The sequence below is a fragment of the Undibacterium sp. GrIS 1.8 genome (genome assembly GCF_040544445.1).
Taxonomy (GTDB): domain Bacteria; phylum Pseudomonadota; class Gammaproteobacteria; order Burkholderiales; family Burkholderiaceae_D; genus Undibacterium.
Map to the genome: position 1 here is coordinate 1 of NZ_JBEONQ010000019.1, position 13,697 is coordinate 13,697.

Annotated in this window: 12 protein-coding genes; 5 read left to right on the forward strand and 7 right to left on the reverse strand. The window is 46.6% G+C overall.

From position 1 onward, the window contains the following. Positions 1 to 245: 245 nt before the first annotated feature. Positions 246 to 1,874, forward strand: coding sequence for an NAD(P)/FAD-dependent oxidoreductase (locus tag AAKU64_RS10740; RefSeq protein WP_354331292.1), 1,629 nt, complete (start codon positions 246 to 248; stop codon positions 1,872 to 1,874). A 118-nt stretch (positions 1,875 to 1,992) separates the two neighbouring features. On the opposite strand, the gene AAKU64_RS10745 is transcribed toward AAKU64_RS10740, so the two are convergent. The 6 genes from AAKU64_RS10745 to glnA form a co-directional block, all read right to left on the reverse strand. Beyond that, entirely contained in the window at positions 1,993 to 2,820 is an 828-nt protein-coding gene (locus AAKU64_RS10745; protein WP_354331290.1) for an HDOD domain-containing protein, read from the reverse strand. A gap of 284 nt (positions 2,821 to 3,104) precedes the next feature. After that, positions 3,105 to 3,611, reverse strand: a complete 507-nt coding sequence (locus AAKU64_RS10750; RefSeq protein ID WP_354331288.1) for an arsinothricin resistance N-acetyltransferase ArsN1 family B — start codon at positions 3,609 to 3,611, stop codon at positions 3,105 to 3,107. Between the two features lie 247 nt (positions 3,612 to 3,858). Continuing rightward, positions 3,859 to 5,382 (reverse strand): nitrogen regulation protein NR(I), encoded by a 1,524-nt coding sequence (gene ntrC / locus AAKU64_RS10755; RefSeq protein ID WP_354331286.1) that lies wholly within the window; start codon positions 5,380 to 5,382, stop codon positions 3,859 to 3,861. 82 nt (positions 5,383 to 5,464) lie between these two features. Next, positions 5,465 to 6,526 (reverse strand): nitrogen regulation protein NR(II), encoded by a 1,062-nt coding sequence (gene glnL / locus AAKU64_RS10760; protein WP_416200141.1) that lies wholly within the window; start codon positions 6,524 to 6,526, stop codon positions 5,465 to 5,467. Between the two features lie 98 nt (positions 6,527 to 6,624). Then, entirely contained in the window at positions 6,625 to 7,113 is a 489-nt protein-coding gene (locus AAKU64_RS10765; protein WP_322121511.1) for a DUF4124 domain-containing protein, read from the reverse strand. Positions 7,114 to 7,461: 348 nt separating this feature from the next. After that, the gene (gene glnA, locus AAKU64_RS10770; RefSeq protein WP_322121510.1) at positions 7,462 to 8,877 is read right to left on the reverse strand and encodes a type I glutamate--ammonia ligase; all 1,416 of its coding nucleotides are present in this window, start codon (positions 8,875 to 8,877) and stop codon (positions 7,462 to 7,464) included. 664 nt (positions 8,878 to 9,541) lie between these two features. Here glnA and AAKU64_RS10775 point away from each other — a divergent pair. Further along, a complete protein-coding gene (locus AAKU64_RS10775; RefSeq protein WP_354362133.1) occupies positions 9,542 to 10,012 on the forward strand; it encodes a rhodanese-like domain-containing protein in 471 nt (156 codons plus the stop codon). A gap of 72 nt (positions 10,013 to 10,084) precedes the next feature. On the opposite strand, the gene AAKU64_RS10780 is transcribed toward AAKU64_RS10775, so the two are convergent. Then, positions 10,085 to 10,564 (reverse strand): Lrp/AsnC family transcriptional regulator, encoded by a 480-nt coding sequence (locus AAKU64_RS10780; RefSeq protein ID WP_354331282.1) that lies wholly within the window; start codon positions 10,562 to 10,564, stop codon positions 10,085 to 10,087. Positions 10,565 to 10,712: 148 nt separating this feature from the next. Between AAKU64_RS10780 and kynB the strand changes: the two genes are divergently transcribed. The 3 genes from kynB to kynA all read left to right on the forward strand — a co-directional run bounded on the left by kynB (position 10,713) and on the right by kynA (position 13,650). Beyond that, positions 10,713 to 11,372: an arylformamidase gene (kynB, locus tag AAKU64_RS10785; RefSeq protein WP_354331280.1), complete on the forward strand. Its 660-nt coding sequence runs from the start codon at positions 10,713 to 10,715 to the stop codon at positions 11,370 to 11,372. Between the two features lie 72 nt (positions 11,373 to 11,444). After that, entirely contained in the window at positions 11,445 to 12,701 is a 1,257-nt protein-coding gene (gene kynU, locus AAKU64_RS10790; RefSeq protein WP_354331278.1) for a kynureninase, read from the forward strand. Positions 12,702 to 12,852: 151 nt separating this feature from the next. Next, the gene (gene kynA, locus AAKU64_RS10795; protein WP_354331299.1) at positions 12,853 to 13,650 is read left to right on the forward strand and encodes a tryptophan 2,3-dioxygenase; all 798 of its coding nucleotides are present in this window, start codon (positions 12,853 to 12,855) and stop codon (positions 13,648 to 13,650) included. Positions 13,651 to 13,697 lie beyond the last annotated feature (47 nt).

Below are 13,697 nucleotides of genomic sequence, written 5' to 3' on the forward strand. Positions count from 1 at the left end.
TCTACCTGATCTTATTCAATTCTCTGCCTTCAAACTCCGTACTCACTTCTTGTGTTTCACTATCTTTCTTACCTCTACTTCCCCGCCTCTCGACGGGAGCCGAACTATAGCAAACTACACCTCCCTTTGGCAAGTAGTTTCAAATACAAAGTCATTGCAACTGGTTTTAACCCTGATGCGGAGAGTAAAATGTTGGTTTGGTCTTTGCTATACAGAAGGCTCTTTATTTACCTGGAATGCCGTAAATGCTACGTTTGACTGATATACAACTCCCACTCGATCATCCTGAGTCCGCTATTAAGATAGCTATTTTGCAGCGTTTAGATATTACTGAAAGTGATCTAGTCAGTTTCACTGTCTTTCGCAGAAGCTACGATGCCCGCAAGAAATCTGCCATTGTCTTGATTTACACCATAGACGTCGAAACGACTAAAGACGCGCAATTATTGTCCCTGTTAAAGAACAAGCCCAATATCGGCATCACGCCAGACACCAGCTATCACTTTGTCACTCAAGCGAAGAGCGCCCCCGAAGTACGACCTGTTGTGATTGGATTTGGTCCTTGCGGCTTGTTTGTTGCTTTAATTTTGGCGCAGATGGGATTTCGCCCCATCGTATTAGAGCGTGGCAAAAATGTTCGTGAACGTACCAAAGATACCTGGGGTCTATGGCGCAAACGTGAGCTGCAGCCAGAATCGAATGTGCAATTTGGTGAAGGTGGTGCCGGTACTTTTTCTGATGGAAAACTCTGGAGTCAGGTCAAAGATCCCAAGCATTACGGACGTAAAGTATTAACTGAATTTGTTACTGCCGGCGCGCCGCCAGAAATCATGTATGTCAGCAAGCCGCATATCGGGACTTTTCGATTAGTGAAGATGATTGAAGAAATGCGCGCCAATATCGAGTCTCTAGGTGGCGAAATTCGCTTTGAACAAAAAGTCAGCGACATTGAAATTACAGATGGTCAGATTAACGGCGTGCATCTGGCCGATGGCTCATATATAGCGACGAATCATGTCGTCTTGGCTGTAGGACATAGCGCAAGAGACACTTTCAAAATGGTACATCAGCGTGGAATTTATGTGGAGGCGAAGCCATTCTCCGTTGGCTTTCGCATTGAACATCCGCAATCCATTATTGACAAAGCCCGCTTCGGGCCGAATGCAGGCAATAAGATTCTAGGCGCTGCCGACTATAAATTGGTACATCATGCAAGCAACGGACGCTCCGTTTATAGTTTCTGTATGTGCCCTGGCGGTACTGTGGTGGCAGCAGCATCCGAACCGGGTCATGTCGTGACCAACGGCATGAGTCAATACTCTCGCAATGAACGCAACGCCAATAGCGCCATTGTTGTGGGAATTACTCCAACTGACTACCCGGAACATCCATTAGCTGGCATTGATTTCCAACGAAAACTAGAATCTCTGGCATTCCATTTAGGGGGCGAAAATTACAATGCTCCAGGACAGTTGGTTGGTGATTTTTTAGCAAACAAACCCTCAACAGAATTAGGCAGCGTAGAACCGTCCTATAAACCGGGCATTACCTTATGTGATCTGGCCGCAGCCTTACCTGACTTTGCCATAGAGGCTATAAGAGAAGCGATCCCAGCATTCGACAAGCAAATTAGTGGCTTTGCGATGAAGGACGCAATCATCACGGGCGTTGAAACAAGAACGTCATCGCCGATCCGGATAAAACGCGATGATGTGAGTTTGCAGAGCATTAATACAAAAGGTTTATATCCCGCAGGAGAAGGCGCGGGTTATGCTGGTGGCATATTATCAGCGGCAATTGATGGCATCCGAGTCGCTGAAGCGCTAGCCCTAGATATGCAAAAACACATGCAAAAACGGATTACCTCAAACTAATCACGCAATCATCATTACGTGCAAAACGGACAGATCTAAGATTCAATCTGTCCGTTTTTTTCAAAAATTTGCTTTTGATTTGTGATCTGGCTTTCTGGTCTAACTACTAAACAATTTACTACGCAATTAAGTCTTCCATCCCCTCGCTTAGCTCAGTCAAAGTCGGCATGTCATTCAATATGGCGTTAGACGAAATGCCGAGTTTTTTCGCTACCTCGACTGGGAAAGTGGCGTCTAACTCTTCTTGCGAGTAATTATTTTCCTGCGCACGTGAACGCCAGGCGGCAATGTGGATGATCGCTGCCATTGGTTCAAAAGGTGTATGTTCTAGCGGCTCTGGGAAAGCCTTAATCACAGTCGCAAAATTATCCGGAAAGCGCCAGCGCTTTGCCAGCTCTGCACCCACGTCAGAAAAATCATATCCAAACGAAGAATGCTCAACACTCAATCTGCGAGAATCTAAAGTCCCGGCGATTTTATCAACTTGTAGCATTTGCTCAGGCATTGCTGCATGCATTACCAGTTGACCAATCGCATGCATCATCCCGACGGTAAATGCAAAATCCGAATTACCCCGAATTTGTTTTGCAAGCCACTTTGCGATCACTGCGGTATGCAAGCTATAACGCCAAAACTGCTTTAAATCCACACCTGGCATCGCCTTAAAACCACCGGTCAAACCGCTACTGACAACCAGTGTACGTACTGCCATAAAACCCAGCATCAAGACAGCATCATCCACAGTGCCTATGGTTCTTGATGAATGGTAATACGAAGAGTTTGCCAGTCGTAATAACTTTGCACTCAAGACTTGGTCAGCGGCTAATTTTTTTGCAATCTCATCAATTGATACGTCTTCATTATTAAAACTATCAATGACTTCTTGAACGACTTTAGGAATGGTAGGCAGCGCATTTTGTTGCTGGAATAGTGCGTCGAAATTCATATAGCATCTCCTTTAACGACAGTTTGGAACTGTTACAGCTCATTATTGAATTTATATGCACAAGGAAAGCGATTGCCGCCTTCAGTTGATGTGAGGATTTTATTTTGCTCTCACTATCGAAAATCATACTCCGATAAGATACCGAAAGACATTAAATTTTCTACGAGATCAAAAAAGCACGTCGCCTCTAACGGACGTATATGCAAAAAAGGCGGGCTAATAAAAATTTAGTGCACTCCGTATTTACAAAGCAGCTTGTACGAATTTGCATAAGTCCTAAAAAATCAAAGTTGTTTCTGCCAATACGCAACATCGATCCATCGCCCATGCTTAAAACCGACCTGTGCAAATTGTGCCACTTGCTTAAATCCACATTTTTTATGCAAATGCACGCTCGCCTCGTTGGGTAAAGCGATACCACCAATTGCAGTATGCACACCCTGCTTAGCTAATTGACTCAACAAGGCGCCATACAAAATCGTGCCCGCCCCTTGGCCATGCGCCTCCGGTGACAGGTAGACAGAAACCTCTGCTGAAAATCGATATGCTGAGCGCGCCCTCCATTTTGTTGCGTATGCATAACCAAGCATAGCGCCATCACGTTCCAGGATTAACCACGGAAAATTCTGTGTTACCTCAGCAATGCGATCCGACATTTCAGCCAGACCGACCTCGCTCTCTTCAAAAGAGATCGCTGTAGTCACAACATAATGGTTATAAATTCTACAAATTGCTTCAGCGTCGTCAAGACTCACGGGGCGCACATCGGACATCATCATATTCTCACTCATAAAAAAACGCCTACCTGTACCATCACAGAGAGGCGTCTTTATTGACCTCAGATCAGAAATATTTCTATCACTTCATAGAGCATTTGAACAAGTCAACATCTAGGCAATATCAATATACTCCCCCTATTTTTCATCAAAAACCTTAGATTAACTAGGTTTTACTAGGACAACTAAAAATACTTACTAGGAGTATATTAATTAACTGCTTCCAACTCGATACATAAAGACTGGAAGAGTGCTCAAACTTTTATTCGTCTTTAGCACCATCAATGCCAAGTTCTTGAATCTTCCTTGTAATCGTGTTGCGCCCTATTCCCAACCGAATTGCCGCGTCATTTTTTCTACCGTGTGTATGTTTTAGTGCCGCCTTAATCACAACGGATTCAAAACTACGACCCAACTTATCGATCACATCGGATTGGCCTTGCGTCAGCATTGCTGTCGCCTCGGCTTCCAGCAAACTCATCCAATTATCTGCCTTGTGTTGCTGCGATTCTGCACTGCTGCCAACCAAACTATTACCATTTAAAACACTGCTGCTCAAGGTATCAGCTTGGCGCAACAAAGACGATTCGCTAGTAGTGTTGGCATGCTGCATCGGGGCTGCAACATGTACGGGAACCGGTAACAAATCCTGAGGCAAGTCCGGCACCTCTACCGTTTGCCCCGGTGCCATCACGGTAATCCAATTGCACAAATTTTCTAACTGCCGCACATTACCCGGAAACTCTAATCCAGACAAAAATTGCAATGCTGGTTCTGACATCCGCTTAACTTCTACGCCAAGTTGCTTGGCGCTTTGCGCTAAGAAAAATTTAGTCAGTAGCGGAATATCTTCGCGTCGTTCGCGCAAGCTGGGTAAGCGTAAGCGAATCACGTTTAAACGGTGATATAAATCCTCGCGAAACAAGCCATCCTTGACGCGGAATTCTAAATTTTGATGCGTCGCCGCAATCACACGAACATTCGCTTTCATAGGTTGATGTCCACCGACGCGATAAAAATGACCGTCGGACAAAACCCGCAGTAACCGAGTTTGCAAATCAAAGGGCATATCGCCAATTTCATCTAAAAATAAGGTACCGCCTTCGGCTTGCTCAAAGCGTCCGCGTCGGGTCGCTTGCGCACCGGTAAATGCGCCGCGCTCGTGTCCGAATAATTCAGACTCCAATAAATCTTTAGGGATCGCGGCGGTGTTCAGCGCGATAAAAGGCTGTGCTGATCTGGGGCTGTGTTTATGCAAAGCCCGAGCGACTAATTCTTTTCCGCTACCGGATTCGCCAGTGATCAAGACTGTGACATTCGATTGAGATAAACGGCCAATCGCTCTGAAGACATCTTGCATTGCGGGCGCTTGCCCCAAAATCTCTGGCGTCTCCGAAATGGTTTGCTCTACATTCGATTCGCGCAAACTTTCATCCAAAGCGCGACGAATTAATTCAACCGCTTTGTCCAGATCAAATGGCTTGGCGAGGTATTCAAACGCGCCGCCTTGGAACGCCGCTACCGCCGAATCCAGATCCGAAAACGCGGTCATGATAATCACCGGCAGACCAGGGAATTTTGCTTTAACGACCTGCAATAACTCTAAGCCAGAAGCGCCATGCATACGGATATCGGAGACCAAAACCTGTGGCGTATCGCTTTGCAATGCAGCCATCGCATCACGCGCATTAGTAAAGCTTTTTGTCGTGAGATTTTCGCGTGCTAAGGCTTTTTCAAGCACCCAGCGAATTGAATCGTCATCGTCAACTATCCAGATTGGTTTCATATAATCGTTTTGTCCCGCATTAAAAATTAAAGCAAATTAGATAGCGGCGCTTGTGGCACCACCAACGTTCCATCCACCCGCATTAAGGCAATGGAATCAAAATCCGGAAATCCGTGCACCCAGGCCGACTTTCGCAATCAATCACGCCCATGTGTTGCTCGATAAAAGTTTGCGCTAGTGTCAGTCCCAATCCGCTACCACCGTCACGTCCCGATACCAAGGGGTAAAAAATGCGATCGATAATTTCGGCTGGAATACCTGGTCCGTTATCGATGATATGCAAATCTAATGCCAGCCTGTACCGTATCTTGGAAATAGTAATCTGGCGCACCACACGCGACTTAAATGTCAGCTCGGCATCGCCACGCTTGATGCGCTCGCTTAAAGCCTGCGCTGCGTTGTGGGCAATGTTGAGTACGGTTTGAATCAGTTGCTCCTGATCGCCGCGGAACTCAGGAATCGACAAATCATAATCACGCTTAATACTCAAGCCTTGCGGAAATTCGGCAAAAATCAAACTGCGTACTCGCTCACAAACTTCGTGAATATTCACATCGCCAACGATGTGCGGCAAACGATGCGGCGCCAGCAAGCGATCAACCAACGTCTGTAAACGATCGGCTTCTTTGATAATGACCTGGGTGTATTCGCGTAACTCTTTTAGCTGACGCTCGGGCAATTCAAGTTCTAATAATTGCGCGGCACCGCGTATGCCGCCGAGGGGATTTTTGATCTCATGGGCCAGGTTGCGAATCAATTCTTTATTCGCTCGGTTCTGGTCTTGCATACGTTCTTCGCGATCCAGCTTGAGCTGTTGTACGTTCTCGCGCAACTCGATTAATACCGGATTATCGGGATTGTCCAGTGCAGTGACAATACTGTGTACATGCAATGGATCTTTGCCCGCCCGCACCAGAGTTAAATCTTGGCGCTTGTCCCCGAACTGATGTGCGACTGCCTGATCAAATACTTCTAACAGCTCGTTACCGTTTAAAAACAAATCACTTAATTTTTGTTGATTTAAGGCCTTGAGTGAATTCTCTAGCAAACTCTCTGCCGACGCATTGGCATATAAAATATAACTATCTGCATCCAGCACAATTACGGCTGAAGTCAGCAAATCGAGTCCCGCAAAAGAGGTCATTGGTGTTTTCAAGATAATCCATAAAAAAAGGCCGCCTAGTGCGACCTTGTTACGCAAGCATCATGCCTGAAATCTTTTTTTATTCAGACGCCAGCTCTTTATTTTAAATTGCTGAGCTCTCGTTTCAGTGCTTCGATGTTTTTTTCGGTGCGGCTAATATCATCTTTCATCATATTAGTGCGCTCTTGATACTTGGCATAATTTCGCTCATCGCCACGTCGTTCTGGCTCACCATTGTTGTAATCTTTTTTCAATGCAGCTAATTTTTGCTCTTCCGTTTTTAACTCATCTTGCAGAATTTGTTTTCGATCAGAGTCACGTGCTTTCTGAGTACTCTCATCCACCTTGGGGAAATCCGAAGGTGAGGATGCTGATTTTGACGCTGTTTTTTTTGTCCCCATAAATGCTGGCGCAGGGACGACTGTAATGCCGGGCAACTCAACTCGCTTGCAACCTTTAGTTTCGCCGGTGTTTTTGTACTCTTTATTGCCATTGGCATCGACGCACAAAAACACATCCGCATCTGCATGTGCGGACGGTGCAAAAAAAACTGCCAGTAAAGCTAGGCCACTCAATAGTCGATTCATTTTATCTATAGGTCAGTCAATAACCTCTTTAGTGTATTCCAAGCAAGCGCCCAGCACAATTACCATCTGTAAATGCTTACAATAAATTACTTAATAAACATGACATTTAAGTTATCAGCATATCGACAAAGAGGTATTTTTTAAATACTCCCTCTTATTTTTCTAATTTATAGTCGATTGTCCATACTTTATATGGACGATAAAAATATACTCATAGTAAGTATATTTAGGAAGCAAGAGAAATTTCGTCCTACTTAAGCTAAAAAGACATAAAAAAAGCGGAGAAATCTCTCCGCTTTTGACTTCGTTGCTAATTGCTTTAATTAGCTTGAATTGGCAGGTACCCGATTACAAAGAGTAGTACATATCAAACTCAGCAGGATGCGTGGTCATACGCATACGCTGTACATCTTGCATTTTCAGTTCGATGTAAGCATCAATCATACTGTCGCTGAATACGCCACCGCGTGTTAAGAACTCACGGTCTTTGTCCAGCGCTTCTAATGCTTGTTCCAATGAATGGCAGACTGTTGGGATCAACGCGTCTTCTTCTGGTGGCAAATGGTACAGATCTTTAGATGCTGCTTCACCTGGATGTATCTTGTTTTGAACGCCGTCCAAACCAGCCATCAACAAGGCAGAGAATGCCAGGTATGGGTTAGCCAGTGGATCTGGGAAACGTGCTTCAACGCGACGACCTTTTGGATTCGATACGTAAGGAATACGGATAGAAGCAGAACGGTTTTTAGCAGAGTAAGCCAGTTTTACCGGTGCTTCGTAACCTGGAACTAAACGCTTGTAGGAGTTAGTACCTGGGTTAGTAATCGCATTCAAAGCGCGTGCATGCTTGATAATGCCGCCGATGTAGTACAGAGCAAAGTCAGACAAACCAGCATAGCCGTCACCAGCAAACAGGTTGGTACCTTCTTTCCATACGGATTGATGAACGTGCATACCAGAACCATTATCGCCAACGATAGGTTTTGGCATGAAAGTCGCTGTCTTACCGTAGGTGTGCGCCACGTTCCATACAACGTATTTCAGGTTTTGTGTCCAGTCAGCGCGCTCTACCAGAGTAGAGAATTTAGTACCAATTTCGTTTTGGCCAGCGCCAGCAACTTCGTGGTGATGCACTTCAACTGGAATGCCCAAGGATTCCAGAATCAAACACATTTCAGAACGCATGTCCTGGAAGCTGTCGACTGGTGGCACTGGGAAGTAACCGCCTTTAACTGTCGGACGATGGCCAGTATTGCCGCCTTCGAGTTTTTCGCCTGTGGTCCATGATGCCTCTTCGGAATCAATCTTCACGAAGCAGCCGGACATATCGATTTTCCAGCGTACGCTGTCAAAGATGAAGAATTCTGGTTCTGGGCCAAAGTAGGCAGCATCGCCAATACCGGAGGATTTCAGATAGGCTTCAGCGCGCTTGGCGATGGAGCGTGGATCACGGTCATAACCTTTGCCATCGGTCGGCTCGATCACGTCACATTGCATGAACAATGTTGTTTCTTCCATGAACGGGTCAATGTTGGCAGTAGCAGGGTCCGGCATCAACAACATATCGGATGCTTCAATCCCTTTCCAGCCAGCGATAGACGAACCGTCAAATGCGTGACCAGATTCGAATTTATCCATACTGAACTGGGAAACTGGAACCGTGACGTGCTGTTCTTTGCCTCTTGTATCTGCAAAGCGGAAATCAACGAATTTAACTTCGTTGTCTTTCGCCATTTTCAAGACTTCTGCGGCTGTCATTGCCATGTGAAACTCCTCAAATAAAGCTAAAAATAAATTCGGAAAATGCTGAGCTATCTGCCAACTATCGACCAACCATCGACTGAATAACGGTTAACTTAGTTCGGCTAACTTACTACCGCTAAATTCTTGCCGCTAAATTCCTACCGATCAACTATCAATCAACTAAGCCAATTCTTAACTGACACCTTGAAATGGTGCATTCTTATTTGTGTCTATCATTGCGTTGTTATTCTACAAGAAGCCGCGCCAGAAAAACGACAGCAACCTAAACACACTAAAACACGCTACAACAGATAAAAACCTTCTGCACCAAGTCAATAATGCAACTCGCAAACGATAATAGCAGAATCCGTGCCACCATTTAGGGAAAGAAATTGCGACCACTGAAGATGCTAAATCTTTGTTTTTTCTAAAAATTTTCTGACAACATGATCAAACAAGACATATTCATCCAACAAATTTTGCACCAAATTAAAACATAAAATCATAAGCGCACCAAATTAACGCTTTTTTATAAAAAATACTTAAAATTGCACCCGCATAAAGCATGATCAGAATTTATTACTCTGCTCAGTTAACATAGCGTTCATTCTCAAACCAGCAGTACATAATCTGGTTTAGTACATCCATTGTTGAAGTTGAACGATTTACACCAAGGCTCAATATCATGACAAGCACAACTCTTACATTACTCACGTCAGCCCGCCAACGCGGACAAGAACAAAGTCTGCCGTACGCAGGAGCGGTCACTCCGGAAGAGGCTTTTGCGCTGTTAGAAAGCGATATCAACGTCTTACTGGTTGATGTGCGCACCAATGCAGAAAGAGACTGGATTGGTCGCGTTAAACTACCCGATGCTCAGCACCATGCCGTGCAATGGAGTACCTACCCGGGCGGCAATCCCAATCCTGACTTTTTGACTGAATTAACCAAGGTAACGGCAGACAAAAATACCACTATCCTGTTCCTATGCAGGTCCGGCGTACGCTCACGCCATGCCGCAAAACTCGCCACTGAAAACGGTTACATAGCGTGCTTTGATATTTTGGAGGGATTTGAAGGTGATAAAGACAGCGAAGGTCATCGCAAAACGCTGGGCGGCTGGTGCCAGAGAGGTTTGCCTTGGTTGGGTGCCTGAGTATTTAGCCCCAGATTGATCACAATCTGTAGGTCACAATCTGTAAATCACCATATGGCGCCATCAAATTCGCTACTTCTCTGACTGCAGCAGATCGACCGCAATCTCGCTGGTGTCCTTCAAAGTTTGCAGCACAATATTCGAACGGATATCTAAGACGCCCGTGGTCTTATACAGTCGCTCCAGCACAAACGAGGAATAGTGTTTGAGATTACGGGCTTTTACCCGCAATAGATAATTAGCATCGCCCGTGATGATGTAAGAGCCGACAACTTCGGGCCAGCTTTGTAAAGCAAGCGTGAAATTTTCATGCCATTGCTCTACATCGCGGCGCATGGTGACCTGCACAAAGGCATCCACCTCCAGACCAAGCGCGGTCGGATTGAGGACGGCGCTGTAATGTTGGATGATGCCGCTTTCTTCCAGCAATCGTACCCGACGCAGGCAAGAAGATGGCGATAAAAACACCTTGTCAGCCAGCTCCTGATTGCTGATGCGTCCGTCGATTTGCAGGTAGTGCAAAATTTTAATATCCGTTGCATCTAGCTGCATTTTGACTATCTCCGTACATTCCATCATTAATTGAGTATTTTTTCGCAGTTTATTCTACATAAGCTGGTTTAACCACCTCAATTTGCAAGAACAATTTTTTCATTTGGGAATAAACTTACTGGCATATTTTTCTCTGATGGAGACATCGATGTCAGCTTCTGATCACCAAAAACCGCAACAAAAAAATCCGCAAATTTGGGATATCTCCCCTGCACTGCAAAGCGGTATGCCCGTATGGCCAGGCGACACGGCTTACAAGGCAGAGTCCACCTGGCAAATTGAAGCCGGCTGTCCGGTCAAAGTCAGTAAGATCAGCATGTCCACTCACACGGGTGCGCATTGCGATGCGCCTTCACATTACGATGCGGCTGGCAAAGCGATTGATCAAGTTGATTTGACGACGTATATCGGTGCTTGTCGCGTCATCCATTGCATTGGCCGTCAGCGAGTAGAGCCTGAACATATCGCGGCGCAACTGGCGGGTACTCCGCCGCGGGTTTTATTACGTACTTACTTTGCCGCACCGCAGACTGAATGGGATGATCATTTTCCTTATATTGCACCCGCCACCATAGATCTGTTGGCAAGCCACGGCGTGCGTCTGATTGGGATTGATACGCCCTCGCTCGATCCACAGGATTCAAAAACGATGGATTGCCACTTGACTGTGAAAAAGCATCAGATGGCGATCTTAGAAGGCATCGTGCTGGATGCGGTCAGCGCGGGCGATTATGAGCTGATTGCTCTGCCACTCAAACTGGCGGGACTGGATGCGAGTCCAGTTCGTGCAATTCTTCGTTCGCTCTAAATAGCTACAAAAATAAGCCCTCGTCAAAATCATCGTCCGCTCAATTTTTAACCATACTCATTTTAAATCGCCATGACCACACTCCACCGCCAGCATTGCCTCGACCTCGATGTACAAGATCCTCTTGCCACTTTGCGCGAAGAATTTGATTTGCCCAAGGACGTGATTTACCTCGACGGTAACTCACTCGGTGCAATGCCAAAAGCATCACTGACCCGAGCGCAAGAAGTGATCCGTCAGGAATGGGGTAATGATCTGATCAAGAGTTGGAATAAAGCAGGTTGGTTTGATTTGCCATCTCGTCTGGGTGACATGCTGGCGCCACTGATTGGTGCCGCGCCGGAAGAAGTGGTGGTGACGGATTCGACCTCGATCAATTTATTTAAAGCGCTAGCGGCGGCTTTGCATCTTCAGGCCAGCAATCCTGCTACAGCCGATCGTAAAGTCATCGTGACCGAACGTAGCAACTTCCCGACTGATATCTATATGGCGGAGGGCATTACCCGCTGGCTGGATCGTGGTTATCAAATCAAACTGGTAGACACACCAGACCAATTGGCGGCGGCGATCGACCAGACTACCGCGGTCGTGATGCTGACTCATGCGAATTACCGCAGTGGCTATTTACATGACATGGTCGCAGTGACTGCGCACGCGCATACACAAGGAGCTTTAATGCTATGGGATCTGGCACATTCAGCCGGTGCGGTGCAAGTGGAATTAAACCAGGCGCAAGCGGATTTTGCCGTGGGATGTACTTATAAATATTTAAACGGCGGGCCAGGTGCTCCGGCATTTATCTGGGTGGCAGCACGCCACCAAACGGCATTTTCTCATCCTTTGTCCGGCTGGTGGGGTCATGCAACACCATTTGAAATGGCACCGTCGTTTGTTGGCACACCAGGCATTCGTCGGGCGCTGTGTGGTACACAGCCGATTGTCTCTTTGGCGATGGTGGAATCAGGTCTGGCAGTATTTAGCAAAACCTCGATGGCTGCGATCCGTGCAAAATCCTTAGCACTGACTGAGCTATTTATTCAATTGGTCGAATCACGTTGCGCCAATCAATCCCTGGAACTCGTCACACCGCGCGATCAGGCGCGGCGCGGCAGCCATGTCAGTTTTACACATCCACATGGTTATGCGGTAATGCAGGCGCTGATCGCGCGCGGCATCATTGGCGACTACCGCGAGCCTGCCATCATGCGCTTTGGTTTTACCCCGCTGTATACCAGTTTTGTCGATGTGTGGGATGCCGTCGAAGGTCTTCGCGATATTCTCGAATCCCAAGCCTATGAGTTAAATGCAGAACGTCATGCGGTGACTTAAGCAATCCGATATCAAGCTAAAAACGCCTCCTCAATTACTAAATAAAACACTCATTATGACTAGCGACATCGACAACGACAGCACAGAACAAGCTCCCGGCGGCGCCAGCGAGAATGCCGGAAAATGCCCGGTCTCATGGCATGGCGCCAAAATGGATTTTAAAAATGATATGAGCTATGGCGACTATCTGGGTCTGAATCAAATCCTGTCAGCACAACATCCCCGCTCACCCAACCATAACGAAATGCTGTTCATCATCCAGCATCAAACCAGCGAACTATGGATCAAGCTAATGCTGCATGAACTGCACGCGGTGCGTGCGCAATTGCGTGCTGGCGACTTACCACCGGCATTTAAAATGCTCTCGCGGGTTGCTCGCATCATGGACCAACTAGTGCACGCATGGGATGTCTTGGCAACCATGACGCCGAGCGAATACACTGCGATCCGGCCATATTTGGGCAACTCATCTGGCTTCCAGTCACATCAATACCGTGAGCTGGAATTTTTACTCGGGAATAAAAACGCTAGCCTGCTTAGCGTGCATGAAACCAATACTGAAGCACATACCAGCTTGTCCGATGCGTTGCATGCACCCTCGATCTATGACGAAGCCATCATGCTCATGGCACGCCAGGGATTTGCCATTGATGCAGCACGTTTAGCGCAAGACTGGACGCTTAATGTCGAGCCAAACGAGTCCGTCAAAACCGCCTGGTTACAGGTGTACCAGCAGCCAGAGCAACATTGGGTACTGTACGAACTAGCAGAAAAATTAGTCGATATGGAAACCGCTTTCCGCATCTGGCGCTTCCGCCACGTGACTACGGTGGAGCGGATTATCGGCTTTAAAGTCGGCACCGGCGGCACAGCAGGCGTCAGCTATCTGCGCAAAATGCTCGACGTGGTGTTGTTCCCAGAGCTATTTTCACTCCGCACGGCTTTGTAAAATCACAGGCAAGCTTATCAAGTCACCAAGCAAGTAAATAATATACT

Excerpts from the sequence above, each read along its gene's own strand:
- AAKU64_RS10740 (WP_354331292.1), top strand. The coding sequence starts at position 246 with ATGCTACGTTTGACTGATATACAACTCCCACTCGATCATCCTGAGTCC.
- AAKU64_RS10745 (WP_354331290.1), bottom strand. The coding sequence starts at position 2,820 with ATGAATTTCGACGCACTATTCCAGCAACAAAATGCGCTGCCTACCATT.
- AAKU64_RS10750 (WP_354331288.1), bottom strand. The coding sequence starts at position 3,611 with ATGAGTGAGAATATGATGATGTCCGATGTGCGCCCCGTGAGTCTTGAC.
- ntrC (WP_354331286.1), bottom strand. The coding sequence starts at position 5,382 with ATGAAACCAATCTGGATAGTTGACGATGACGATTCAATTCGCTGGGTG.
- glnL (WP_416200141.1), bottom strand. The coding sequence starts at position 6,526 with ATGACCTCTTTTGCGGGACTCGATTTGCTGACTTCAGCCGTAATTGTG.
- AAKU64_RS10765 (WP_322121511.1), bottom strand. The coding sequence starts at position 7,113 with ATGAATCGACTATTGAGTGGCCTAGCTTTACTGGCAGTTTTTTTTGCA.
- glnA (WP_322121510.1), bottom strand. The coding sequence starts at position 8,877 with ATGGCAATGACAGCCGCAGAAGTCTTGAAAATGGCGAAAGACAACGAA.
- AAKU64_RS10775 (WP_354362133.1), top strand. The coding sequence starts at position 9,542 with ATGACAAGCACAACTCTTACATTACTCACGTCAGCCCGCCAACGCGGA.
- AAKU64_RS10780 (WP_354331282.1), bottom strand. The coding sequence starts at position 10,564 with ATGCAGCTAGATGCAACGGATATTAAAATTTTGCACTACCTGCAAATC.
- kynB (WP_354331280.1), top strand. The coding sequence starts at position 10,713 with ATGTCAGCTTCTGATCACCAAAAACCGCAACAAAAAAATCCGCAAATT.
- kynU (WP_354331278.1), top strand. The coding sequence starts at position 11,445 with ATGACCACACTCCACCGCCAGCATTGCCTCGACCTCGATGTACAAGAT.
- kynA (WP_354331299.1), top strand. The coding sequence starts at position 12,853 with ATGGATTTTAAAAATGATATGAGCTATGGCGACTATCTGGGTCTGAAT.